A 23,028-nucleotide genomic window follows, 5' to 3' on the forward strand; every position below is an offset into this window, starting at 1 on the left:
TCACCGTTCCTTGACCAGCGCCGCGTACGCGCCACCGCGCGCCACCAGCTCCTCGTGCCGCCCGCGTTCCACGATCGTGCCGTGCTGCAGTACGACGATCTCGTCGCTGTCGCGCACGGTGCTGAGCCGGTGCGCGATGACCACACAGGCGCAGCCGCGCTTGCGCAGGTTGTCCATGACGACCAGCTCGGTCTCCGCGTCCAGCGCGCTGGTCACCTCGTCGAGGACCAGGATGCTGGGCCTGCGTACCAACGCCCGCGCGATCTCCAGGCGTTGGCGCTGCCCGCCGGAGAAGTTGCGGCCGTCCTGTTCGACCTTGCTGTGGATGCCGCCGGGCCGCCGCATGACCACGTCGTACAGGGCCGCGTCCCGCAGCGCGTCCACCACGGCCTCGTCCGGGATCGACGGGTCCCACAGCGCCACGTTGTCGCGGACCGAGCCCTCGAAGAGGAAGACGTCCTGGTCAACGAAGGACACCGAGGACGCGAGCGCGCCACGCGGGATGTCGTCCAGGCGTTGTCCGTCGATGCGGATCACGCCCTCCCAGGGCGCGTACAGCCCCGAGATCAGCCGGGAGACGGTCGACTTGCCGCTGCCGGAGCCGCCGACCAGCGCCACCTGCTGGCCCGGGCCGACGGTCAGGTCGAAGCCGGTCAGCAGGGGCTTGTCGAGCGGGTTGTAGCCGAAGGTGATGTTCTGCAGCTCGACATGGCCGTGCAGCCTGCGGGTCGAGTCGCCGGCGCCGGGGCGGCCGTAGAGCGGGTCGGCCTTGAAGTTCTCCACGTCCTTGAGCCGGGCCACGTCGGCCGCGAAGTCCTGGATGCGGCCGGCCACGCCGTTCAGGCGGGTGATCGGCGCGGTGAAGCGGGTGACCAGGGCCTGGAAGGCGACCAGCAGGCCGACGGAGATACCGCCCTCGATGGCCCGCATGCCGCCGATCCACAGGATGAGCGCGCTGTTGAAGGTGGCCAGCATCGGGGCGACCACGCCCAGCCAGGCGCTGGGCACCCCGAGCCGCTGCTGCTCCTCGAGGGTGGTGGCGTGCTGCCCGGCCCACTTGCGGAAGTAGCCGTCCTCGCCGCCGGTCGCCTTCATCGTCTCGATCAACTGCAGCCCGGTGTAGGCGGTGTTGGTGAGCCGGGCGCTGTCGGCGCGCAGCTTCGCCGTCCGGGTTGCGCGCAGCCGGATGACGACCCGCATGGCCACCACGTTCAGCAGGGCCACTCCGATGCCGACGTAGGTGAGCTGGGGGTCGTAGGTGTAGAGCAGGATCGCGTAGAGGACGACGACCACGGCGTCGACGCCCGCCGCCGCGAGGTCACGGGCCAGGGTCTCGGCCACCTGGTCGTTGGACTGCAGGCGCTGCACCAGGTCGGCCGGGCTGCGCTGCGAGAAGAACGTCACCGGAAGGCGCAGCAGATGGCGCAGGAAGCGGGCGCTGGACAGCGTCGAGGAGATGATGCGGCCGTGCAGCAGGTTCGCCTGCTGGAGCCAGGTCAGGGCGAGAGTGAGGGCCACGCAGGCGCCCATCGACGCGAACAGCACGCCGAGCAGCGAGGTCTGCCCGCCGATCAGGAACATGTCGATGTAGGTGCGGCTCAGCGCGGGGGTGGCCGCGCCGACCAGCACCAGCAGCAGGCTCGCCAGCACCGCCGTCGGCATGGTGCCCGCGGTGCCGCGCAGCCGGGCCGGCATCGCGCCGAGGACCCCCGGCTTGCGGCCGCCCCGGGTGAAGCCCTCGCCGGGCTCCATCACCAGCACGACGCCGGTGAAGCTGCCGTCGAAGTCCTCCATCGGGACGAAACGTCGGCCCTTGCCGGGGTCGTTGATGTAGACACCACGGCGGCCGAAGCGGCGGCCCATGCCGTCGTAGACGACGTAGTGGTTGAACTCCCAGAACAGCACCGCCGGCGTCTTCACCTCGGCGAGTGCGGCCGTGTCCATCTGCATGCCCTTGGCCGTCAGGCCGTAACTGCGGGCCGCCTTCAGGAGGTTGCTGGCGCGTGAGCCGTCCCGGGAGACACCGCAGGCGATCCGCAGCTCCTCCAGCGGGACGTGCTTGCCGTAGTGGCCGAGCACCATCGCGAGGGAGGCCGCGCCGCATTCCACGGCCTCCATCTGGAGGACGGTGGGCGTACGGACCGTCTTCGCCTTCCCCTTGGGGACCGGGCGTCTGGGCGGGGCGGAGCGGCGCCTGCTCCGGGTGTCCTGTGCGGTGCTCACGGCAGCAGCCAATCGACGGGACGCTGATCGGCCAGCCGGATCGAACCCGAGGCCACGGTCATGGAGGTGAGGGCGAACGGCGGCCCCTCGGCGGAGGACCACCGGTAACCGCTCTTCGTGGCCTTGGACTTGTCCAGCCTCACGAGTACGGCGACCGGCCGGCCGTCCTTGGTGAACTGCTCGCCGAGCTGGCTGTCCCCGAGGAACGCGGCGATCTGCTGCGCCGACTGGGCCGAGCGGTCCACCGACTTCACATGGCCGCGCAGCACGCCGTACTCCTGGGTGGGCACCGAGGAGACGGTGAGGTCCACGGCGGCGTCCTCGGGAATGGAGGCAGCGTTCTCGGCGGGCACGTAGACCGTGGCGTACATCGGATCGGAGGCGTGGGCGACCTTCTCCACGGCGGCGACGTTCGCGCCGGTCGAGATGATCTGCCCGATGGTGGCCGCCAGTGCGGTGAGCCGGCCCGCGGCGACCGTGCGGACGACGGAGTCGCCGTCGGCGGTACGGACCTTCAGTACGGGGGAGTTGGCGGGCAGCTGGGTACCCTCCTTGGCGATCACCTGGGTGACCTGGCCCGCGACCGGGCTCTGCAGGATGTAACTGCCCTGCCCGTGCGTGAGGATGGCGGGCGCGCTCACCGTGGAGGCCACCGAGCCGGTCACCGCCCACACGGAGGCGACGGCCATCACGACCACCGTCACGGACATCACCAGCCAGCCCTGCGGACGGGCGAAGCGCACCGGAAGGTCGAGCTCCTCCGGTGACTGGAGCTTGGCGAGGGCCTGTTGGCGGAACTGCACGGGACTTCCCTCACCTGCGAAAGCTGAATGCTGCCAATGAGAAAGGACCGGCTCGCGTGAGCCGGCCGCATTACGGCACCCAAGAGTCCCGGAACCGCCGGTTTGCGGCTCCGGGACGGGTCGACCACAAAATAGTGATCAGATCACAAAGAAGGTGATCAGAGACCGGAGACCAGGCCGGAGACCGGGGCGGTGTTCAGGCCGGTCACACCCTCGACCGTGCCGACGACCGTGTTGACCAGGCCGGAAACCGGGGCAACGCCGTCCACCAGGCCGGTGACGGTGCTGAGGGCGTTCAGCTGCAGGCCGCCGGAGACGTTGTCGAGGTCGGCGTCCGAGATCTCGACGGTCTCAACCTGGGGGGTGGAGTTCATGATGGAACTTCCCTTCGTATGGGTATTTCACAAGGGGGGAGCGGCCCCCTCTGGGGACAGATGACGGCCGCATCGCATGGCGCCGGATCCCGTTTCCGGAAACCCCGACGGCCTTGCAGTGCGATGGATCAAAGCACGCGGCGGCTCCGCCCTTCCAATTAACCACCCGTCTCACCAGGGAACTTGAGTCACAGAAGCCTTCATCCGTGCAGGCTTGCGCACGCCTTGGTGCCGACTTCTTCACAGGTGATGTTGCGGCGGCGTGAAGGGGCCCTTGCCGTCGTCATGGCGAATGCGACACTCCTCGCCAATGACATGGGTGCCGGTCCGCGCTTGTGCAGAACTTCCGCTCCGGGTGCCGTGGTTGCGCATTCGATGTGCAGATTCGTTGGAGAGAGGATTCGGGGCGCTGTTCACAACGGACCGTCGCCGACCGTTTGCTGAGCGTGTCAGCCCAGAAGTGCGTAGACCGTGGTCGCGCGGGCCGCGAGGTCACCCGTCGCCGAGTCGGTCATCGTGATGTCGGCGAAGGCCATGCGGCGGCCCAGCTTGGTGACGACCGCCTTGATCAGGACATCCGAACCGGACACCGCCCGCTGGAAGCTGGTGGACTGCTGCACCGTCGTCATCGGTCCGTAGGCGCCTCTGGCCGCCGAGACGGCGATCACGGTGGCGGTGTCCGCGGCGGCCATCAGGGCCTGGCCCGACAACCCGCCGCCCTCCCGCGCCAACCGCTGTGACCAGGGAAGTCGCAGGACCGCATGGTCGTCGCCGAGCGTCTCGACCGACAGGCCGAGGTCGAGGACCCAAGGGGCGAAGTTGTCGGCGAGGACCTTGTCGGCTTCGGCGGGCGTCATCGTCATATGGGGGATTGTTCCCACCCGCGGCCCGACCGGCACGGCCCGTGGCCGAATCGGCGTGGCAATCGGGGCGTAAAGAATCGGCATTGAACGCCCCGCGTGCACCGTGCGTACCCATGGCCATCCAGGCGCCCCGAACAACCAACTGCCCTATGGCGGTTACAGACTCCGGTCCCCCAGGAGGTCGAGAAGTTTGAGTCACAAGCGAATTCCGAAGCGCAAGGCCGCGTTCGCGGCAGGCACCGTGGTGGCGCTCGGAGCTGCCGCGATTCTGCTGCCCAACGCCAACGCGTCCCAGGACGGCTCGTCGAACGACGCGGCGGCCATCGCGCCGAAGACGCTGAAGGCGACGGACGCCTCGGACCTCGCCTCGCAGCTCGAGAAGATGCTGGGCGACGCCTTCGCCGGGTCCTACTACGACTCCGACAGCCAGCAGCTCGTCGTGAACGTCATACCCGGCGACAACAACAACGTCGTCGTGCAGGCGGAGAAGGCCGGTGCGAAGGTCCGCGAGGTCGACAACAGCCTCACCGAACTGGCAGCCGGCGCGAAGACCCTCAAGGAGGAGGCGACCATCCCGGGCACGTCCTGGGCGGTCGACCCGCGCACCAACAAGATTCTCGTGACCGCCGACAGCACGGTCACCGGCGACAAGTGGAACACCATCGAGTCGACCGTGAAGAGCCTCGGCTCCGACATGGCGACCATCAAGAAGTCGGCCGGCACCTTCAAGACCTTCGTGTCCGGCGGTGACGCGATCTTCGGCGGCGGCGCCCGCTGCTCGCTCGGCTTCAACGTCACCGCGGGCGACGGCAGTCCCGCCTTCCTGACAGCGGGTCACTGCGGGGTCGCGGCCGAACAGTGGTCGGACACCCAGGACGGCCAGCCGATCGCCACCGTCGACCAGGCCACCTTCCCCGGGGACGGCGACTTCGCCCTGGTCAAGTACGACGACCCGGCGACCGTGGCGCCCAGCGAGGTCAACGTCGGCGGCGGCCAGACCGTCGCGATCAGCCAGGCCGCGGACGCCGAGGTCGGCGCCCAGGTCTTCCGGATGGGCTCCACCACGGGCCTCGCCGACGGCCAGGTCCTCGGACTCGACGCCACCGTCAACTACCCGGAGGGCACCGTCACCGGGCTCATCCAGACCGACGTCTGCGCCGAACCCGGCGACAGCGGCGGTTCGCTGTTCACCCAGGACGGCTCGGCGATCGGTCTGACCTCCGGCGGCAGCGGTGACTGCACCGTCGGCGGCGAGACCTTCTTCCAGCCGGTGACCACCGCCCTGCAGGCGGTCGGCGCCACGCTCGGCGCGGGTGACGCGGCCGGCGGCGCGGGCGCGGGCGACGACCAGGCCGGCGGCGAGGAGGCCGGTGCCGGTGCCGGTGCCGGTGACGAGGCGGGCGCCGGTGGCGACGCCGGGGCCGGTGCGGGCGAGGAGGCCGGAGCCGGTGGCGACGCGAGCGCGAGCCCCGGTGAGGAGGCCGGCGCCGGCCAGGAAGTCGGCGGCGAGCAGGCCGGCGGTGACGTGATCGGCGGCGAAGAGGCCGGAAACGGCCAGGAGACCGGCAACGGCGCGGGCGATGCCGCGGGCGATGCCGCGGGCCAGACGCACAACTGACCCCCTCTGTCCGGCACCGCACCTTGAACCGGCCGCGTCGGCAGCGGCCCGCCCCCCCACCCTCCGCTGCCGACGCCGGCCCGCACGACCACCTCCCGGCCACACCGCGGTTCCGGCCCGGGAGGTGCAACGGTCCGGCCCTCCGGCGGGAGGGCCGGACCGGCGTGTTTCCACCGGGCGGGCCGTCGACTCTCCGCCCGTAGCCCGTGTCAGTCCCGGGCCCGCAGCAACAGCAACGCCACGTCGTCGATCCGCTCCCGGGCGGCCGCGCTGCGCCGGACGAGTTCGTCGGCCAGCTCGTCGAGCGGACGGTCACCGGCCTCGGCGAGTTGCCGTCGCAGGTCGGCGAGCGCGTCCTCGATGTCGACACCGGGGGACTCGATCAGGCCGTCGGTGTAGAGGGCGAGGACGGAACCGGACGCGAGGTCCACCTCCGTCGTCGGGTAGACGGCCGAGCCGTCGATGCCCAGCAGCGGGCCCCCGGCCAGGTCCAGCACCCGCACCCGGCCGTCCGGCCGCCGGAGCAGCGGGGGCGGATGCCCGGCCCGCGCCATGACGGCCCGTCCCCGCCGCGGATCGAGCCGCAGATACAGACAGCTGGCGAACAGCTCGGCACCGAGGTCGATCAGCAGCCGGTTCGTCGAGCGCATGACCTCCGCCGGTGTCTGGCCGACGGTCGTGTACGCCCGTACCGCCGTCCGGATCTGCCCCATCAGCCCGGCCGCCGTCACGTTGTGTCCCTGCACGTCCCCGATCACCGCCGCCGCCAGGCCGTCCACCGGCACCAGGTCGTAGAAGTCGCCCCCGATGTCCATGCCCTGCGTGGCCGGCAGATAGCGGGCCGCGGCGTCGATGCCGGGCAGCGAAGGCAGGCTGTGCGGCAGCAGGGCCGCTTGCAGGCCGTGCGCCAACTGGTGCTTGGCGTCGTACAGGACGGCCCGTTCCAGGGCCTGCGCGATCAGCCCGCCGAGACTCGTCAGCACCGCCCGCTCGTCGGCCGGGAAGGGGTGCCGTTCGGTGTAGGCGAGCACACAGGTGCCCACCGGGCGCCCGGAGGCGATCAGCGGCAGATAGGCCCAGGCCTCGAATCCGTCGGGGGTGGCGTGCCGCCTCGGATACAGGCGCTCCAACTGCTCCGGGGAGTCGAAGAACGCCGGCACCCCGGTGGTCAGGGCATGCGTACCCGGCGTCGGTTCCGACAGCGGCAGCCCGTCGAACCGCTCCACGACGTGCGCGTCCGGATATCCGCGATGCCCCAGCACGCGCAGCCGCCCCGCCCGTGAACCGAGCACGACCAGTGCCTGGCTCCCCACCGCCGGGGCGATCTCGTCCGCCACCAGCTGCACCACGTCCTGCACGCCCACCGCCTCGGTCAGCGCCCCGGCCAGGCTCAGCAGCTGCGAGATCGTGACCAGTCGGGGCGGCGAATCGCCGGGCTGCGGACCGGACCGGTTCATCTCCGTCACCGCCCGGGCCCGGCTGACCCGGACGCTCAGCCCGGTCGTGCTCGGGTACAGCCGGAACGACAGCCAGTCCCCGGGCGGCCGCAGCGCCACGAACGACGTGCTGTGCTGGCTGAGCAGCGCGGCCCGGTAACGGTCCTCGTAGACCGGGTCGTTGAGCCAGGGCACCGCCGCCCACAGCTGCGAGCCCAGCAACTGGGAGACCGGGACACCGATCAGCTCGGCCGCCGCGGCGTTGGCGAAGGAGATCCGCCCGTGCAGATCGAGCGAACACAGTCCGTACGGCAGCCTCGCCACCATCCGCGCCGCCTCCACCGTGCCCAGCGTCCCGGCCGCGCTTCCGACCTGGGCCGCGCCCAGCAGATCCGGTTCGGCGTGCGGCGACAGGTTGTCCTCCACCGCCCGCTCCAGCCGCACCGCGAGCCGCCCGCAGGCCGCGATCAGATGCTCCCGTTCCCGGTCGGACAGGTCCGGCGGGTGCGAACCGGGCCAGGTCACGAAGACGGCGCCGTACACCTTGGACGAGGTTGCCACCGGCACCGCGGCCAGGGCGAAGGGATACGGCAGCACCACGGCGATCCGCGGATAGCGGCGCGCCATCTCGTGCTCGCCGCCGACCCACACCAGCCGCCGCTCCCGTACCGCCTCCGCGACCGGGATCGGCGCGCTCAGCCCCACCCGCTCCCAGGGCGCCGCGAACGCCCGCGGCAGGCCCGCCATCACCGCCATCTCCAGCACGGGTTCGTCGGCGGCCAGGAGATACACCGCGCCGGAGTGGGCGTGCACCTCGTCCATCATCGACGCCAGCGCGAGGGAGAGCAGTGGACGTCCCACCCGGGTCCGTGCGCTCGCCGGCGCCTGGGCGGACCTGTGCCCGTCGGACACGCCGACCACCTCCTCGCACGGGCGCGTCCCGCAAGGGGCGCGGGCCGCTGTCGCGTGCCGGGCCCCCAGGGATCAAATCTCCTCCCTCACGGCAGGTCCCGCACGGCGAGCGTTCCCCTGCGCGGGCACACGGGTGCCCGCGCGACGGCGAGGGCGACCGCGTACCCCCTCGGCCCCGGGCCATGCCCCCTCAACGGAAGCGCGCGACGGCACACGGGCGCCCTCTGTGCGCCCCCGCGCACCCTGATGGCCAGTTCTTCGCGCCCGAGGGCGGTCCAGGACCCGAACAATGGGGCACGCGTTCATGCCACGGAAACAAGTGCAGTGAGTCGAGGGGGACGAACGGTGATCCGGGTGCTTCTGGTGCACGACGCGTGTCTGGTGAGATCGGCCCTGGCGGAGTGGCTGCGCCGGGAACCGGACCTCGGGGTGTTCGACACCCCGTGGCACACCGCGCCCGGCCGGTTGCGGGCCGTACGTCCCGACGTCTGCGCGGCCGACCTCGACTGCTCCGACGCGTACGGCATCCCGCCACTGGGCGAGTTGTCGCTGCGTGAGCCCGACCGGAGTCCGCCGCGCCTTCTCGTGATGGCCAGCGGCCATCGGCCGGGGCTGCTGAAGCGTGCCGTGGAGGCGGGGGCGCTCGGGTACGTCGACAAGGAGGGGGCGGCACCGGAGCGGCTTGCGCGCGGGATCCGGAGGGTCGCCGAAGGGAAACGTTTCGTCGACGACTCGCTGGGCTTCGGCTTCCTCCAGGCCGCCGAGATGCCGCTGACCGGACGGGAGCTGAGCGTGTTATCCCTCGCGGCCGAGGGGGCCTCCATCGCGGAGATCGCGGGAAGCCTGTGCCTGTCCCACGGGACCGTGCGCAACTACATGGCCGCGATCACCCGCAAGACCGGGGCCCGTAACCGCATCGACGCGATCCGGATCTCCCAGGGACAGGGCTGGCTGTGACCGCTTCGGGACCACGGCCGCCCAGCCACCCACGAGTTCGCGGTACGCCGGCGAGTCGCGCACCAACTCCTCGTGGGTGCCGTACGCCGTGCGCGGGCCGTCCATCAGCAGGACGCGCCCGGCGCGGCGGGCGGAGCTGATCCGGTGGGCGACGACGACCAGCGTGGTGCCCGGCCGGCTCGCGAAGGCCCGCTCGGCGCGTTCCTCGGCCTGCGGGTCGAGGTGGCAGGTGGCCTCGTCGAGCAGGACGAGGGGGGCGTACGACAGATAGGCCCGGGTCAGCGCGACGAGCTGCCGCTCACCGGCGGAGAGGACGGCCGGGTCGACGGTCGCCCCAGATCCGCCGAGGGCTTCGAGCACCGGGGTGAGTCCGACCGCCTCGGCCGCCGCGAGGAGCTCCGGCTCGGGCACCGGGTCCGGCCGCAGGTGCCCGAGGTTCTCGGCGAGGGTGCCGGTGTGGACGTACGCCTCCTGCGGAATGAGCACGCGCAGCGCGGCCGCGTCGGGGGAGGGGACGGGGTGCCCGCAGAGCAGGATCCTGCCGCCGGTGGGGTGCAGGAGCCCCGCGATCAGGGCCGTGAGCGTGGACTTCCCGATCCCGCTGGGGCCTACGACGGCCAGGTGGGCGCCCGGTGGGAGGTCGAGGTCGAGCCGGTCGACGACGGGGGTGGCGGAGGGGCCGTAGGCGAAGGAGACGGAGGCGAGGGAGAGGGCGGGGGCGCAGGTGGGGACGCGGTCTTTGGTGGGGCTGGTGGCGGAGTCGGGGGTGTGTGCGGCGGCGGCCTCGGTGGGGCCGGTGTCGCACGCGTGGTCCGCCGCCCGAGCCCGGGTGTGCGGGGCGAGGCGGCGGCCCGGCTCGGCGTCCCGACCGGCGGGCCTCGCGTCGGCGAGGCCGTCGTCGGTCTCGGCGCCGCGCGCGTCCGACTCCGCCGTAGCGCCTGCGGTGACGGCGAGGTCGTGGGCCAGGGGGTGCCTCCCGTCGCCCGGGCCGGTGGCGCAGGTGCGGATGGGCAGTGGGTGCGCGTCGTGTGTTGCCGTCTGCACGACCGACTCCTCGGTGCCCGGTTCGGCGGCGGGCTCCCGGACCAGGCGTCGCAGGACCACCACCAGCCGGGAGCCGCTCGTTCCCAGCCCGTGGACCAGGTTGCGCAGGGCGGGGAGCAGGGACTGGGTGACGTAGGCGAGGGCGCCGACCAGGGCGCCCGTGGTGACGCCCCGGGCCAGGAGCCAGGGTGCGCAGGCGAGCAGGAGGACGATCGGGAGCTGGCCGCCGAGGGCGAGGGAGATCACGCGCAGGACGGACCAGCGGGCGAGGGAGTACGCGGCCCGCTGCTCGGTGTCGACAACTCGGTCCATGTCGGCGGCGACCCGGTCCTCCGCACCGGCCGCCGTGATGTCCCGCAGCCCCGGGCAGACCCTGCCGAGACCGTCGGCCAGCGCCTCGTCGGCGACGAGGAACTCCTCCTGGCGGCGGGCCAGCGGACGCAGCGTTGCCGCGAACAGGCCCAGTCCCGCGGCGAGCGGCGGCACCACGACCAGCAGGAGCAGCGGGTCGAGCGAAGCCAGTCCGACCACCGCGCCGACGGCCGTGAACACGAACGAACGCGACACCATCACCAGCCCGGCGAACGTGTCCCGCGCGATCTCCACCTGCTGGGTCAGCCCGGACAGCGCCCCCGCGTCCGCCTCCCGCACCCCGCGCTCCACCACCCGCCCGACCAGGACGTCCCGGAGCGGCTCGACCAGCGCGGCGACGGCGGCGTACACCCGTACGGTCCCCCAGGCGCCCACGAGCACCCCGATCCCGGCCACCCCGAGCCACGCCAGTCCGACGCCGGGCCGCCCGGCCAGAAACCCCTCGTCCAGGGCACGGGCGGGCGCGTACCCGGTGAGGAAGGTCTGCCCGGTCTCCAGCACCGACCACCCGCCGAGCCGCACGAGAACCCGCCACCGGGCCCGCAGGAACCGGAGGCCGCGCGCGTATATCCCGTCGGTCACGGTGCCCTGGCTCATGACGGCCCCCCGTCCCAGCTGCCCGCCCCCTCCGACCCGCCCCCGAACACCGCCCGATACTCCGCCAGGCGCCACAGCTCCTCGTGCGGCCCCACCGCCCGCACCCGCCCCCCGTCCAGCCAGGCCACCGCGTCCGCGCGGGCAGCCGTGGCGGTGCGGTGGGCGACGAGCAGGCGGGTGCCGCAGGACCCGCCGTTCACCAGGGCCTCGGCGATGCGGGCCTCCGTCACCGTGTCGAGGCTGGAGAGGGCGTCGTCGAGGATGAGCAGGCGGCCGCCGTGCGCGAACGCCCGGGCGAGACCGAGCCGTTGGGACTCCCCGCCGGAGCGGGGGGCGTCGGCGACGAGGGTGTCGTAACCGTCGGGCAGCCGGCGCACGAAGTCGTCCGCGTGGGCCGTGCGGGCGGCCTCCCGGACCCGGGCGGGGGAGGGGGACCCGAGGGCGAGGCCGATCTCCTCCTCGATGGTGCCGCCGAGCAGAGCGGGGCGTTCGAAGGCGTACCCGATCGCACGGCGCAGTGCGTCATGGGTGAGCTCGCGCAGCGGCACCCCGTCGAGCAGGACCTCCCCGGCGTCCGGGTCGGCGAGCCGCCCGGCGACCGCGGCGAGCAGGGACTTGCCCGCCCCCGACCGACCCACCACCGCGAGCGTCGTGCCGCCCGGTACGACGAGGTCGACCCCGTCGAGCACGGCACGTGTGCCGCGCAGGGCGGTGACGCCGCGCAGTTCCAGCCGCCCAGGGCCGGGCGGCAGTCGGCGTTCGCCGTGTCCGACGGGGGGTTCGGCGAGGACCTCGTCGAGACGTCCGGCCGCCGCCCGGGCCCTGGCCAGGCCGGCGAGTTGTCCCACCAGGACGCCGACCCCGGTGGCGAGGACCGCGTACCGGGAGGCGGCGAGGACCTCGCCCACCGAGACCCGGTGCCGGGCGAGCAGCACTCCGGCCACGGCGATGACACCGAGCTGGAGCAGCGGGGCCACGGCGACGGACTGGCCGGAGGCCCGGCCCTGCACCCGCCACATGCGGTGACCGGCCTCGGACAGCTCGGGCAGCGGGCGCAGGATGCGGGCCGTCTCCCGGTCCTCCGTGCCCGCGGCCCGGATGGTGCGGTGGCCGCCGACGGCCTCCGAGAGCGCCTGCGCGATCCGGCCCTGCACCTCCTGGTAGCGCGCCACGCATTCCCGGGTGTCACGGGCGAAGGCGCGCAGCAACAGGGCGAGGAGGGGCGCTCCGGCCAGGTACACGGCCGCGAGCCAGGGGGAGACGAGGCCGAGGACCACCACGGCGCCGACCGGTCCGGCGAGCGCGGCGAGCAGTGCCGCGCGGGCCGTCGGTGCCGTGCCGGCCTGCGCGGCGTTGCCGACGAGGCGGGCGACGAGGTCGCCGGGCCCGAAGCGGGCGGTGGCGCGCGGGCCGACGGCCAGGACGTGTCCGGTGAGACGGCGGCGCAGCCAGGCGGTGGTGCGGGCGTCGACGGTGCCGCCGAGAACGGTCTCCGCCGCGTCGAGCAGGGCGATGAGCAGGACCAGTGCGGCGCAGTACAGCACCCAGCGGGTCGCCGGTGCCTGCGCGAGCAGCTGGTCCAGGGTGCGGCCGAGGGCGGCCGGCAGCAGCAGTCCGGCACCGGTCGCGGCCGTGCTCACCAGGCACAGGAGCAGACAGCGCCCGGGGGCCGGACCCAGGAGGCCGGGTGTGGTGGGCGGCGCGGGGCGAGTCGTCATACGGCGGCCTTCCGCAGATGTGCGGAACCCCGGGCGGCCCCTCCCTCGCGGGAGTGGACCGCCCGGAGTCATGGGCGCACGATGCCTGTCAGAGACAGAGCGTGACGCTCGCCGCGCTGACGCAGGACAGCAGGCTCAGCGTGCTGTTGCCGCCGCCGGTGTGCTCGTCGGACTCCATCGTCTGCAGGTCGAGAAGTGCCATCTCGGTTTCCTTTCCTCGGTGTCGTCCACCCGTGGGGACGGGGTTGGGTCACGGCTCCGTCAGGTCGCGGAACCGCGTATGGGGGGCCGCCCGAGCGGCGGCAGGAACGGCAGGTGCGCGGTGACCGGGTCGCCGGGGGCCGCGTGGGCCGCGCCGAGCGCGAGCAGGCACCCTGCCGTTCCGGTGCCCAGGTCCATCGACAGACGCATCATCTGGTGGCCGGGGAAGGCCAGTTGGCCCTGGTAGTCCATCGAGAACCAGCCGAGCCCGTCGATCTGTTCGGCGAGCCGTTCGCGGGTCGCGCCGGGGGTATCCGTGCGTGCCAGGTGCAGGATCATCCCGGCGCGGCCCTGGAAGAGTCCGGGCTGTACGTAGAAGCGGCTGGTGGCGGCGGTGAGGACCCCGGCGCGCGCCCGCTCGAACTCCCCCTCGGTGTCGGCGCCTCGGGCGAGGTAGTCGTCCAGGACCATCCCGATGCCGGCACTTCCCTCACCGAGATAGGGCAAGGTCCGCCAGCCCTCGTCGACCTCCAGCGAGCCGCTCGGGTGCGTCACGCAGCATTCCAGGTCCCGCCGCAGCGCCACCTCCGCCGCCCTCAGCAGCAGCGGCTCCCCGGTGTGTTCGTACTGCCGCAGCAGGAAGAGCGCGGGCCCGGTCCACCCCCGCAGCAGCCCGGCCCGGCGCCGCGCGGGAGTGTCGGCGAGGGGCTGCGCGAGTCGTCGTACGAGGATGTCGGCGGCCTCGGCGGCCCGCTCCCGCAGCTCCGACTCGCCCGTGGCGCGGGCCAGTTCACCCAGCACCAGACCGAGACCGGCGAGGCCGCCGTTCAGGTCGGAGGACAGGTTCTGCCAGCGTTCCGCGAGGACGCGCTCGACCAGGTCGAGGGCGCGCTGCCGGTGGCCGAGCCGGTCCAGGACGTGGGCGATGCCCGCGAGACCGTCGTAGAGCCCGAGCGGTGTGCCCGTCGGCGGTGGTGCGGTGCGGGCCAGGAGCCAGCGCTCGCCCTCCTCGTACCGCTGCGCGCCGACCGCGTCCAGCGCGTACAGCACCCCGGCCGCACCGTGTGCGAGCCCGAGGCCGCCGCCGTCGTTGAACTGCGTGATGTCGCCGGGGAAGAGCCGGTCCTCGCGCTCCGGAGTGGCCGAGGCGAGGAGCGCCTTCACCATGGAGTCACGGCTGAAGGGCCAGTCGCCGGGTTCGACGAAGGACGGGGCCGCCGTCAGGACCGTACGCTCGCCACCGGCGGTGTCCCGGGTGATCTCCGTGACCGCCTCGTCGAGGAACTCCTTCGGTACGTCCGGGAACTGACGCAGGATCACCTCGGCCAGATGGGCCGCCTTGCCCCGGTCGACCACGAACAGCGTGGTCACCGGCAGGAACAGGGCGAGCCTGAGACAGGCCAGGGCGTAGCGGTCGACGTCGATGCCCGTGCGGTCCGGCGGGGCGAAGAAGCCGGGGTGGGCGACGACTTGGCGGCCGTTCTCCTCGACCGGCGCCGCCGCCTCGAAGTCGAGCAGGGAGACCGACTCCTCGTCGGGGCCGACCATGATGTTGAAGACGTGCAGGTCGTTGAAGACGATCCCGCGCGCGTGCACCGCCTCCACCGCCCGTTCCACCGCCCCGTGGATCCGCACCGCCCACGCCGTGTAGTCGGCCACGGCCCGCGGATCGGGGTCCGGGGTGAGCAGCGGATGCCGCTCGGCGAAGAACGAGTTGAGTGGTCGCCCCTCCAGGAAGTCCATGACGAGGAAGCGGTGGTCGCCGAGCGTGAACCAGTCCCGGACCTCGGGCACCACGCCGGTCCCCGCGACCTGCTCCAGGGCGGCCTTCTCCCGCTCCAGCCGGGCGATCGCGTCCGCCCCGTCGGCCGCCAGGCCCGCGTGCGGCCGGCCCTCCTTGAGGACGACCTTGCGCCCGTCGCGGGTGTCGGTGCCCGTGTAGACCCCGCCGCCGTTGGAGAAGTGCAGCGCCTTCTCGATGCGGTACGGCAGCTCACCGACCGTCGTGGTGTTGCGCGCCTCCAGATGGGGTTCCAGGAAGGCGGGCAGCGTCACCCACTCGGGCACCTGGAAGGACGGCGCCCGGCGGTCCGGCACCAACTTGCCCTCGCCGTCCCGTACCGCGGGCACCAGCGAGCCCCGGTCGTCGACGACGAAGGTGCGCGCGACCGCGCCGTAGCGGACGTAGAGCGGACCCTCGTACCAGCGCAGGTCGGTGAGGATGTACGGCCCCTCGAAGCCCTCCAGGAGCTCGCCGAGCTCCCGCAGCACGTCGTGCAACTGCTTCTCGCCGGCCGGGTAGATCGTGACGAACTTGCCGCTGGTGTCGCGGGCCGCGTACTTGGTGTTGCGCAGGTGCAGCAGATGCGGGCCGGGCACGAACTTGAACGGGATGCGCCGGGGCACGCAGTAGTCCCACACGATCGCGGCGATCCGTTCCGCGTTCGCCCGGGTGGCCGAGGCGTGGATCTTCCAGCCCTGGGACGGGCCCGGCACCGGCTTCCCGTCCGGGCCGAGCGGTGTGAGCGTCAGCCAGTCGCCGATGCGTGCCGCGTCCCAGCCGTCCGGCACCGCGCGGCGTGCCGTCTCGTAGACGGGCGCCTCGCCGGCCGAGATCCGGTCGGGCGTCTCGTAGAAGTGTCTGTCGGCGAGCGCGTACACCTCGTAGCGCTTGTCCATGCGTCCCCTTCCGTGGCCCGTCACCGAGCCTTCCAGCGGGGTGGTGGCCACGGACAGTCACGGCTGTCACGAGATCACCGTGCGGAACGCATGCGTCAAGAAGTGTTCGACGGGTTTCGAGCGCGTCCGCCCGCCAAGGCTCCACGGAACGCTCACAGGGGCTGCGCACGTGCCGTATAAGCGCTGTAATGGCGAAGTGGTGAGCGAGGGCGCTGCGGGACGCAAAGCGAGAGCGTTGCGTGCCGAAAATGCCCTGACATCGATCACGGACGGTCCCGGATCGCCCGAAAGGCTGCGCCGTGTCCTCGAACAGGCGCTCGTCTTCGCCGGGGCCTCCCTCGCCGCCGTGTACACGCCAGGTGAGGAGGGGGACCTGCTGGGTCTCGTCGAGTCGGCCGGCGTCCCCCGAACGGTCTACGGGCTGCACGACAGCTATCCGAGCTCCGGCGGCTCCCCGCCCGCCGACGCGCATCGCTCGGGCAGGCCGCTCTACCTCGGCCCGGAGGAGGTCGCCGCCTGCTCGGAGCCCCGCCCGGCGGGCCGGCGGGACTTCCACCTGGCCGTCCTGCCCGCGCACGGCGACGACGGCCGAGCCTGTCTCGTCGCCGTCAGCGAGGACCCGCACGGTTTCGACGACGAGGACCGCAAGTGCCTCGAACTGATCGCCGACGCGATCGTCTGCCCCGCCCCCGTGGCCGCCCCGGACGGTGCGGAACTGCGCTCCGACGCCTTCAGCCTCGCCATGGACACCGGCCGCATCGAGGTCGGCGACGGGATCCTGGAGCTGTTCGGCATGAGCCGGGCCTCCTTCGACGGCAAGGTCGAGACCCTGCTCGGCCTGACCGTCCCCGAGGACCTGCCCTCGCTGATGTCGCTGTTCGAGGCCGGCCACATGTCCATCGGCGACCGTGAGCTGGAGTTCCGCATCCTCCAGCTGTCGGGGCCACCCAAGTGGCTCAGGCTGCGCGGCCGCATGCTGCCCGGCGGCGAGGGCCGGCCCTCCCAGCTCGTGGGCACCGTCGCCGACGCCTCCACCCTGCGCTCCGACGTCACCGACGTGGCCCGCGTACAGCGCCTGGCCGCCGCCCTCGCCATGGCCGGCACCGTCCGCGACGTCAGCCAGGCCGTCGTCTCCGCCCTCCGCGCTCCGCTCAGGGCCGACCGGATCGCCCTCGCCGAGCTCGAGAACGACCGGCTCGTCGTCACCGTCCTCGACCCGCCCGAACCGGAGTCCTGGCCCGAGCTGTGGCGCCTGGAGTGGCGCAGCGAGTGGCCCGAGGCGCCGGTGCGGGCCATGCCCACCCTGGCCACGGCTCTGCGTGAGGGCCGCGCCCAGATCTGGCCCGCCGGCACCGTCCTCGAACCCGCCCTGGCCGACGTCGGGCCCGGCGGCCTCGCGGTCCTCCCGCTGCCCGCCGCGGGCCGCATGGCCGGCGCCTGCCTCATCGGCTGGGACACCCCGCACCACTTCGGCCCCGACGAACGCGCCCTGCTCACCGCCTCCGCGGGCCTCGCCGGACAGGCCCTGATGCGCGCCCACGCCCTCGACGCCGAGCACGAACTCGTCGGCATGCTCCAGCGCCAGCTGCTGCCCCGCCGCCTGCCCAAACTGCCCGGCGCGGTCGCCGTCGCCCGCTATCTGCCCAGCACCGCGGGCCTGGAGCTCGGCGGTGACTGGTACGACGTGATTCCGCTGCCCGACAACCACGTCGCCCTGGTCATCGGCGATGTCCAGGGCCACAGCGCCGCCGCCGCGACCCTCATGGGACAGATGCGCACCGCCCTGCGCGCCTACGCCGTCGAGGGTCACTCCCCGGACGTCGTCGTCGCCCGAGCCAACCGCCTTCTGATGGACCTGGAGACCGACCTCTTCGTCACCTGCGTCTATGTGGACCTCGACCTGGAGGAGGGCACCGCCTGGTGCGTGCGCGCCGGACATCTGCCGCCGGTGCTGCGCCACGCCGACGGCACCACGGAGATCGCCGAGGCGGACGGCGGCCCCCCGCTCGGCGTGGTGGCCGAGGCCGACTTCCCGATGACCCCGCTGCGGCTGCGGCCCGGCACCGTGGTCGCCCTGACCACCGACGGCCTGGTCGAGTCCACCGAGGCCGACATCGACGAGGGCATGGACCGTCTCGCCCACGGGCTGGCCGTCTCCGACCCCGCCCACCTCGGCCTCGTCGCCGACGTCCTGCTCGGAGGCGCCCGCCGCAGCGACGACGTCGCCCTGCTCCTGCTGCGCTACGACGGCATGGCCACCCATCCGCTCCGGGAGAGCTGGACCGTCTGGCGGGTCCCCGAGGCCGCCCGGCACGCCCGCCGCTTCACCCGGCGCACGCTGCGCGTCTGGGGCGTCCCCGAGGACGCGATGGACACCGCCCTGCTCGTCGTCTCCGAGCTCGTCACCAACGCCCTCGTGCACACCGGCGGCCAGGTCCGCCTCGCCCTCACCCTCGTCGGCCGCCGGCTGCGCGTCTCCGTCGCCGACGCCTCGCCCCGCACCCCCGTCAAGCCCACCAACATCGGCTGGGAGGCCACTGGGGGCCGCGGCATCCTCCTCGTGGAGGCCGTGTCGGCGGCCTGGGGGAGTGTCCCCGTCAGCGGCGGCAAACAGGTGTGGAGCGAAATCGCACTGGACGCCTGAGGAGGGGTACCCGGAGCGCACCACCCGCAGAAAAGAGGTACGTCATGACTCAGCACGTCAGCGACATCATGACCAGCGCCCCGGTCACCGTGGAACCGCAGACCTCCGTGACGGCCGTCGCCCGGATCATGCGCGACCGGGACCTCGGCGCCGTCCTGGTCACCGAGGGCGACGAACTGCGCGGTCTGGTCACCGACCGCGACCTCGTGGTGCGCTCCCTCGCCGAAGGCGGCGACCCGGAGCAGACCACCGTGGTCGGCGCGTGCAGCGACGATCTGGTGACCGTCACGCCCGAGGACGACCTGGACCGGGCCATCGAGCTCATGCGCGAACACGCCGTGCGGCGGATCCCGGTCGTCGACCACGGCCACCCCGTCGGCATCATCTCCCTCGGCGACGCGGCCATGGAACGCGATCCGGGATCGGCCCTGGGCGACATCAGCGTCGCACGGCCCAACACCTGAGCCGAGCAGGCCGGTTCGGCCCCGCCGTCAAGTTCCGGTGCGTCCGATCCCCGGCGAATGTGTGTGCGGCGGCGAGGGGCTGACGGGTCTCCTGACCCGTTTGTCCCGAGCCCGCCGGGGGACCCGGAGGGCGGCATGGAAGGACGGTGAACCGTCGTGACCTCGCAGACCGTTGAGAAACCCGTCGCACGCCGGCCCGAGACGGGCTGGTCCAGGACCCGCCGCCTGCGCGGCAAGGGAGACCTGCGGACCTGCCTGCCCGCGATCGAGGACCGGGGCGCGACCACCACGGTGAGCACCGGGGAGGGCAACATCTTCCGCGGCGAGGACTGAGCGTCCACGCCGCGTCACTCCGAAGTCACCCCCCTGCCTTGGCCGGTTCCTCCGGGGCCGGGCTAAGGTGACGCAGATGAAGGCTCTCGTGCTGTCCGGCGGGGCCGGTACCCGGTTGCGGCCGACCACGCACGCCTCGGCCGAACAGCTGGTGCCCGTCGCCGACAAGGCTGTCCCGCTCCACGGCCGCGAATCCCGCGCCGACGCGGGGATCACCCAGGTCGGGATGCTCGTCGGCGACACCGCCGCGCGGGACCGCCTCGGTGACGACGACTTCGTGATGCATCTCGGCGACAACGTCGCCGCTTGCGGTATCGCCGACCTCGTCCACGAGGTCGGCGACAGCCGCCCCGACGCCCGGATCCTGCTCACCCAGGAACCCGACCCGCGCGCCTTCGGCGTCGCCGAACTCGGCCCGGACGGTCAGGTGGTCGGCCTGGAGCAGGAGCCGATCACCCACGCCTTCCAGCATCTGGTCGTGGGGGAGGGCGCGCGGGTCACCGACTCGCTCGAAGAGCACAGCAAGGTGCGGGTCCGTTCATGAGCCTTCTCGCCGCCGAGTACGCCCGCCACGGCGAGCCGAGCACCGCGTCCCTCACCCGGAAGGTCCCCTTCCGTCTTCCCGCGCTTTGCAAGCCCTTTCCCTCAGGATCACCCTCGTCGGCGCGAAGTCCTGTCATGGGGAGCTCACAGCAGGTATGTTCCACGGAACCGGTTCTGGCCAGGGGAGCCGGTACGGACCGGTGCGGGGAGCGTTCCGGCACCTCGGTCGACCCCTACCGGGCCGACCCCACCAGCAGCGCGGCCCTGGACGGGCCCGCACCACGCCCCGCCATCGGTGCCCCCGGGCACAAGCCGTGGTCGGGGGCCGCGCCGGCCTCGCGCCGGGACCGGCGGTCCGCCCTGCACGAAGCACTGTCACACATCCGCAAGGAGATTTCCCAGTGAAACGTCACGAGTTCCTGCGGGGGCTCCACAAAGCCAGCGCGAACCGCAACTACCTGGAGATCGGCGTCAACGACGGCCGCAGCCTGACGTTCTCCCGGGTACCGAGCATCGCGATCGACCCGGCGTTCAAGGTGGTCTCGGAGATCCGCTGCGACGTCCACCTGGCCAAGGCCACCAGCGACGACTTCTTCGCGCGCGAAAACCCGCTGCAGCACCTCAAGGGCGGCCGTCACCCGCTGCGCAACATCGTCCGCAACCGCAGCCCGTTCGGCTACTGGCAGGACGTCACGCTCGACCTGTCGTTCATCGACGGCATGCACCTGTTCGAGTACGCGCTCCGCGACTTCATCAACGTCGAGAAGTACTCGGACTGGGCCAGCGTGATCGTCTTCGACGACATGCTGCCGCGCAACGTGGACGAGGCGGCCCGGGACCGGCACACCAACGCCTGGACCGGTGACGTCTACAAGATGATCGAGGTCCTGAACCGCTACCGGCCCGAGCTGGTGACGGTCCTGGTCGACACCGAGCCCACCGGCCAGCTCGTGGTCTTCGGCGCGGACCCGAGCAGCACGGTGCTCAAGGACAAGTACGACGAGATCATCGCGGAGTACGTGGTCCCCGACCCGCAGAAGGTGCCCGAGACGGTCCTGGACCGGACGGTGGCGATCAAGCCGGAGACGCTGATCGACGCGGCCTTCTGGAAGCCGCTGGTGAACGCCCGCAACCGCGGCAGCAAGCGCGACCGCAGCTGGGAGAACCTGCGCACCAGCCTGAAGCAGCTCAGCGACGCCGGCTGAGCGATCGGCGGTGAACCGGGGAGGACGCGTCGGCGTCCTCCCCGGATCTGTTGCTACCTGCCGCGTGCCCGGAGCCGGGCGACCAGCCTCCCGGCCAGCCGCCGCGCCCTGCGGACCAGTCGCTTTCCGGCAGCGTCCCGGGGCGGGCGCACGGCCACGACCTGAACCTTTCCCGCCTTCACCCGCAGCGCGAACGGCAGCGGATGGAAGCGGGGCTCCGGCGCCTCGGGTGCCGGGCTCAGCGCGACCCGCCAGGGCCCTCCGGTCAGGTCGGCGACCGGCAGCTCCGCCTCCAGGAGGGCCGCGGAGCCCTGGGGACGCAGGGTGCCGGGCACCTTCGCGGACGCGGCGCCGGAGCCACGCGTGAGCTTCAGCAGCACGGGTGTGTCCCCCGGTACGTGGAACGGCACCGGCACCTCGACGCGGTCGCCGGAGACCGCGACCTCCCCGGGGGTGACCCGCCCGAGTGCCAGACGCTCGCCCGCCGTGTCGACGTCCAGGGCGAGCGTGCCCTGCTTCGCGGTCCAGTACGGCAGCACCACCCGGCCGCCCGCCACACCGGCGTCCGCGGCCGTACGCCCCTTGAGGGAGACCGGGCCCAGCCGGGACTGCTTGGTCCAGCCGCCGAGCTTGACGCGGACGAACACGTCCCACAGGCCGGCGCCGAGCGGGTCGCCGTCGGCGGCGGTGGCCGGATCCACGGCCACGGTGCCCCGCAGCACCAGCCGCACCCTGCCGTCCTCGGCCGGGACGGTCTCCCGGGTGAACTCCACCGGCTGGAAGTACTGGGCGGAGCTGGCCCGTTCGCTCAGCAGCAGTTCGACCGTGGCGCGCTTGAAGCCGGCCACGCTGTGGCGTCCGACCCAGTCCACGGCCTGCTCGACGGAGGCCGGCGGCTCGGTGAGCGGGGCGGAACTGCCCTCGGCGGGGAACGTCATCGGCGTACCGCCGGACGCGAGCTCGGCGGACAGGCCGACCCGCAGCACACCCTTCTCCCACTCGACGCCGTCCGGCTCGACCTTGGACGCGACGGAGGACTCCCACTCGGCGAACTTCACCAGGTCGTCGAGCCGGCCGTCGGCGATCAGGGCGGCGACGACCTGCTGGGTGGGCTGGAGGCCGGCCGCGACACCGGGGCCGAAGCGCTCGACGACCACCCCGCGGATCGCGGTGAAGAGCTCCTTGCGGTAGTCCTCGGGCGCGGCGAGCAGCCGCCTGCCGCGCATCCGCTCGACCATCTCGTTGCGCAGCCAGCGACGGAACAACCGGTCGCGGGTAGGCCCCGGCTCGGTGTACTTCTCGACGACGTCGAGCGCCTCACGCAGGTTCTGGAAGTAGCCCACCGGGTCGAAGCGCTGGAAGCCCGCGTTGGAGGCGTCGTCCCGCTTGAGGTGGTAGTAGCAGACGTAGTCACTGAGCACGGAGACGTTGTCCGCGCGCAGATACGCCTCCGTGACGAAGACGTGGTCCTCAAGGCGGCGTCTGCCCTCGGGGAAGCGCAGGCCGGTCCGGTCGAGGAACGCCCGCCGGAACATCTTGTGCGGTGTCAGGCTGTCGATCAGCGGGGCGTTGTCGACGGTGGCACGCGGGTGGTTGCGGCGGAACAGCTCCACCGGGACGCCCCGCCCCTTGCCGGCCATCTTGCCCACGACCACGTCGGCGCCGTTGGCGACCCCGTAGTCGTACATCCGCTCCAGGGCCTCGTCGCCGAGGTAGTCGTCGTTGTCGACGAACATGACGAACTCGCCCTGGGCGGCGGCGATCCCGACGTTGCGCGGCTTGCCCGACCAGCCCGACGCCTCCTGGTGGATGACCTTGATGTTCTCGACCTCGGCGGCCACCTCGTCCAGCCGGGCGGGCGTGTCGTCGGTCGAACCGTCGTCCACGAAGATCGCTTCGTACTCGTCGGGGGGCAGTGACTGCCTGAGCAGCGAGGCGATGCAGTCCTCGATGTAGTTCCCCGGGTTGTAGACGGGGATGACGACGCTGACCTTGACCGGCATCGGTGTCCGGACTCCTTGGGTGGCTTGTGGCTTGCGTCA

Annotated in this window: 16 protein-coding genes and 2 pseudogenes; 8 read left to right on the forward strand and 10 right to left on the reverse strand. The window is 72.5% G+C overall.

Going from position 1 to position 23,028, the window contains the following annotated elements; genetic code table 11:
* The 4 genes from ACIBJB_RS10640 to ACIBJB_RS10655 form a co-directional block, all read right to left on the reverse strand.
* Positions 1-2,223 (reverse strand): NHLP family bacteriocin export ABC transporter peptidase/permease/ATPase subunit, encoded by a 2,223-nt coding sequence (locus ACIBJB_RS10640; RefSeq protein ID WP_398928777.1) that lies wholly within the window; start codon positions 2,221-2,223, stop codon positions 1-3.
* Positions 2,220-3,026 carry an HlyD family efflux transporter periplasmic adaptor subunit gene (locus tag ACIBJB_RS10645; RefSeq protein ID WP_398928780.1) on the reverse strand — a complete coding sequence of 269 codons (807 nt, stop codon included), beginning with the start codon at positions 3,024-3,026 and terminating at the stop codon, positions 2,220-2,222. Before ACIBJB_RS10645 ends, ACIBJB_RS10640 begins: the two co-directional genes overlap by 4 nt.
* 158 nt (positions 3,027-3,184) lie before the next feature.
* A complete protein-coding gene (locus tag ACIBJB_RS10650; RefSeq protein WP_398928782.1) occupies positions 3,185-3,400 on the reverse strand; it encodes a type A2 lantipeptide in 216 nt (71 codons plus the stop codon).
* A 449-nt stretch (positions 3,401-3,849) separates the two neighbouring features.
* Entirely contained in the window at positions 3,850-4,263 is a 414-nt protein-coding gene (locus ACIBJB_RS10655) for a PaaI family thioesterase (protein WP_398928785.1), read from the reverse strand.
* A 190-nt stretch (positions 4,264-4,453) separates the two neighbouring features.
* Here ACIBJB_RS10655 and ACIBJB_RS10660 point away from each other — a divergent pair, with 190 nt between their 5' ends.
* On the forward strand, positions 4,454-5,881 hold the full coding sequence (locus ACIBJB_RS10660; protein ID WP_398928787.1) for a S1 family peptidase: 1,428 nt from the start codon (positions 4,454-4,456) through the stop codon (positions 5,879-5,881).
* A 209-nt stretch (positions 5,882-6,090) separates the two neighbouring features.
* Here the strand turns inward: ACIBJB_RS10660 and ACIBJB_RS10665 are convergent, their stop codons facing one another.
* Positions 6,091-8,238 (reverse strand): SpoIIE family protein phosphatase, encoded by a 2,148-nt coding sequence (locus tag ACIBJB_RS10665; RefSeq protein ID WP_398928789.1) that lies wholly within the window; start codon positions 8,236-8,238, stop codon positions 6,091-6,093.
* Positions 8,239-8,817: 579 nt separating this feature from the next.
* On the opposite strand from ACIBJB_RS10665, the pseudogene ACIBJB_RS10670 reads away from it, so the two are divergent.
* Positions 8,818-9,102: pseudogene (locus ACIBJB_RS10670) on the forward strand (LuxR C-terminal-related transcriptional regulator); the annotation flags it as partial.
* Here ACIBJB_RS10670 and ACIBJB_RS10675 read toward each other — a convergent pair.
* From ACIBJB_RS10675 to lanKC, 4 genes are all read right to left on the reverse strand, one after another.
* Complete coding sequence (locus ACIBJB_RS10675) at positions 9,025-11,199, reverse strand: ATP-binding cassette domain-containing protein (protein ID WP_398928791.1); 2,175 nt, start codon at positions 11,197-11,199, stop codon at positions 9,025-9,027. The pseudogene ACIBJB_RS10670 and the gene ACIBJB_RS10675 overlap by 78 nt on opposite strands.
* Entirely contained in the window at positions 11,196-12,917 is a 1,722-nt protein-coding gene (locus tag ACIBJB_RS10680; protein ID WP_398928794.1) for an ABC transporter ATP-binding protein, read from the reverse strand. The genes ACIBJB_RS10675 and ACIBJB_RS10680 overlap by 4 nt, the downstream gene beginning before the upstream one ends.
* 88 nt (positions 12,918-13,005) lie before the next feature.
* Positions 13,006-13,119: a SapB/AmfS family lanthipeptide gene (locus ACIBJB_RS10685; RefSeq protein WP_057612996.1), complete on the reverse strand. Its 114-nt coding sequence runs from the start codon at positions 13,117-13,119 to the stop codon at positions 13,006-13,008.
* Positions 13,120-13,178: 59 nt separating this feature from the next.
* Positions 13,179-15,797, reverse strand: a complete 2,619-nt coding sequence (gene lanKC, locus ACIBJB_RS10690) for a class III lanthionine synthetase LanKC (protein ID WP_398928797.1) — start codon at positions 15,795-15,797, stop codon at positions 13,179-13,181.
* Positions 15,798-15,993: 196 nt separating this feature from the next.
* On the opposite strand from lanKC, the gene ACIBJB_RS10695 reads away from it, so the two are divergent.
* The 6 genes and pseudogenes from ACIBJB_RS10695 (at position 15,994) to ACIBJB_RS10720 (ending at position 20,986) form a co-directional block, all read left to right on the forward strand.
* On the forward strand, positions 15,994-18,441 hold the full coding sequence (locus ACIBJB_RS10695) for a SpoIIE family protein phosphatase (RefSeq protein ID WP_398928799.1): 2,448 nt from the start codon (positions 15,994-15,996) through the stop codon (positions 18,439-18,441).
* A gap of 44 nt (positions 18,442-18,485) precedes the next feature.
* Positions 18,486-18,905: a CBS domain-containing protein gene (locus ACIBJB_RS10700; RefSeq protein WP_398928801.1), complete on the forward strand. Its 420-nt coding sequence runs from the start codon at positions 18,486-18,488 to the stop codon at positions 18,903-18,905.
* 156 nt (positions 18,906-19,061) lie between these two features.
* A complete protein-coding gene (locus tag ACIBJB_RS10705; protein WP_398928804.1) occupies positions 19,062-19,238 on the forward strand; it encodes a hypothetical protein in 177 nt (58 codons plus the stop codon).
* Positions 19,239-19,314: 76 nt separating this feature from the next.
* Positions 19,315-19,689 (forward strand): annotated as a pseudogene (locus ACIBJB_RS10710) (sugar phosphate nucleotidyltransferase); the annotation flags it as partial.
* Between the two features lie 227 nt (positions 19,690-19,916).
* Entirely contained in the window at positions 19,917-20,186 is a 270-nt protein-coding gene (locus ACIBJB_RS10715; protein ID WP_398928806.1) for a hypothetical protein, read from the forward strand.
* Positions 20,183-20,986 (forward strand): class I SAM-dependent methyltransferase, encoded by an 804-nt coding sequence (locus tag ACIBJB_RS10720; RefSeq protein ID WP_398928808.1) that lies wholly within the window; start codon positions 20,183-20,185, stop codon positions 20,984-20,986. The genes ACIBJB_RS10715 and ACIBJB_RS10720 overlap by 4 nt, the downstream gene beginning before the upstream one ends.
* Before the next feature lie 53 nt (positions 20,987-21,039).
* Here ACIBJB_RS10720 and ACIBJB_RS10725 read toward each other — a convergent pair whose 3' ends face one another.
* Positions 21,040-22,989, reverse strand: a complete 1,950-nt coding sequence (locus tag ACIBJB_RS10725) for a glycosyltransferase family 2 protein (protein WP_398928811.1) — start codon at positions 22,987-22,989, stop codon at positions 21,040-21,042.
* Between the last annotated feature and the right edge of the window lie 39 nt (positions 22,990-23,028).

This window comes from Streptomyces sp. NPDC050759, from assembly GCF_044456945.1.
GTDB lineage: Bacteria > Actinomycetota > Actinomycetes > Streptomycetales > Streptomycetaceae > Streptomyces.

Bases quoted from the DNA above. Each gene is read 5' to 3' on its own strand.
- ACIBJB_RS10680 (WP_398928794.1), bottom strand. From the start codon at position 12,917: ATGACGACTCGCCCCGCGCCGCCCACCACACCCGGCCTCCTGGGTCCG.
- lanKC (WP_398928797.1), bottom strand. From the start codon at position 15,797: ATGGACAAGCGCTACGAGGTGTACGCGCTCGCCGACAGACACTTCTAC.
- ACIBJB_RS10655 (WP_398928785.1), bottom strand. From the start codon at position 4,263: ATGACGATGACGCCCGCCGAAGCCGACAAGGTCCTCGCCGACAACTTC.
- ACIBJB_RS10675 (WP_398928791.1), bottom strand. From the start codon at position 11,199: ATGAGCCAGGGCACCGTGACCGACGGGATATACGCGCGCGGCCTCCGG.
- ACIBJB_RS10685 (WP_057612996.1), bottom strand. From the start codon at position 13,119: ATGGCACTTCTCGACCTGCAGACGATGGAGTCCGACGAGCACACCGGC.
- ACIBJB_RS10715 (WP_398928806.1), top strand. From the start codon at position 19,917: ATGGGGAGCTCACAGCAGGTATGTTCCACGGAACCGGTTCTGGCCAGG.
- ACIBJB_RS10650 (WP_398928782.1), bottom strand. From the start codon at position 3,400: ATGAACTCCACCCCCCAGGTTGAGACCGTCGAGATCTCGGACGCCGAC.
- ACIBJB_RS10725 (WP_398928811.1), bottom strand. From the start codon at position 22,989: ATGCCGGTCAAGGTCAGCGTCGTCATCCCCGTCTACAACCCGGGGAAC.
- ACIBJB_RS10700 (WP_398928801.1), top strand. From the start codon at position 18,486: ATGACTCAGCACGTCAGCGACATCATGACCAGCGCCCCGGTCACCGTG.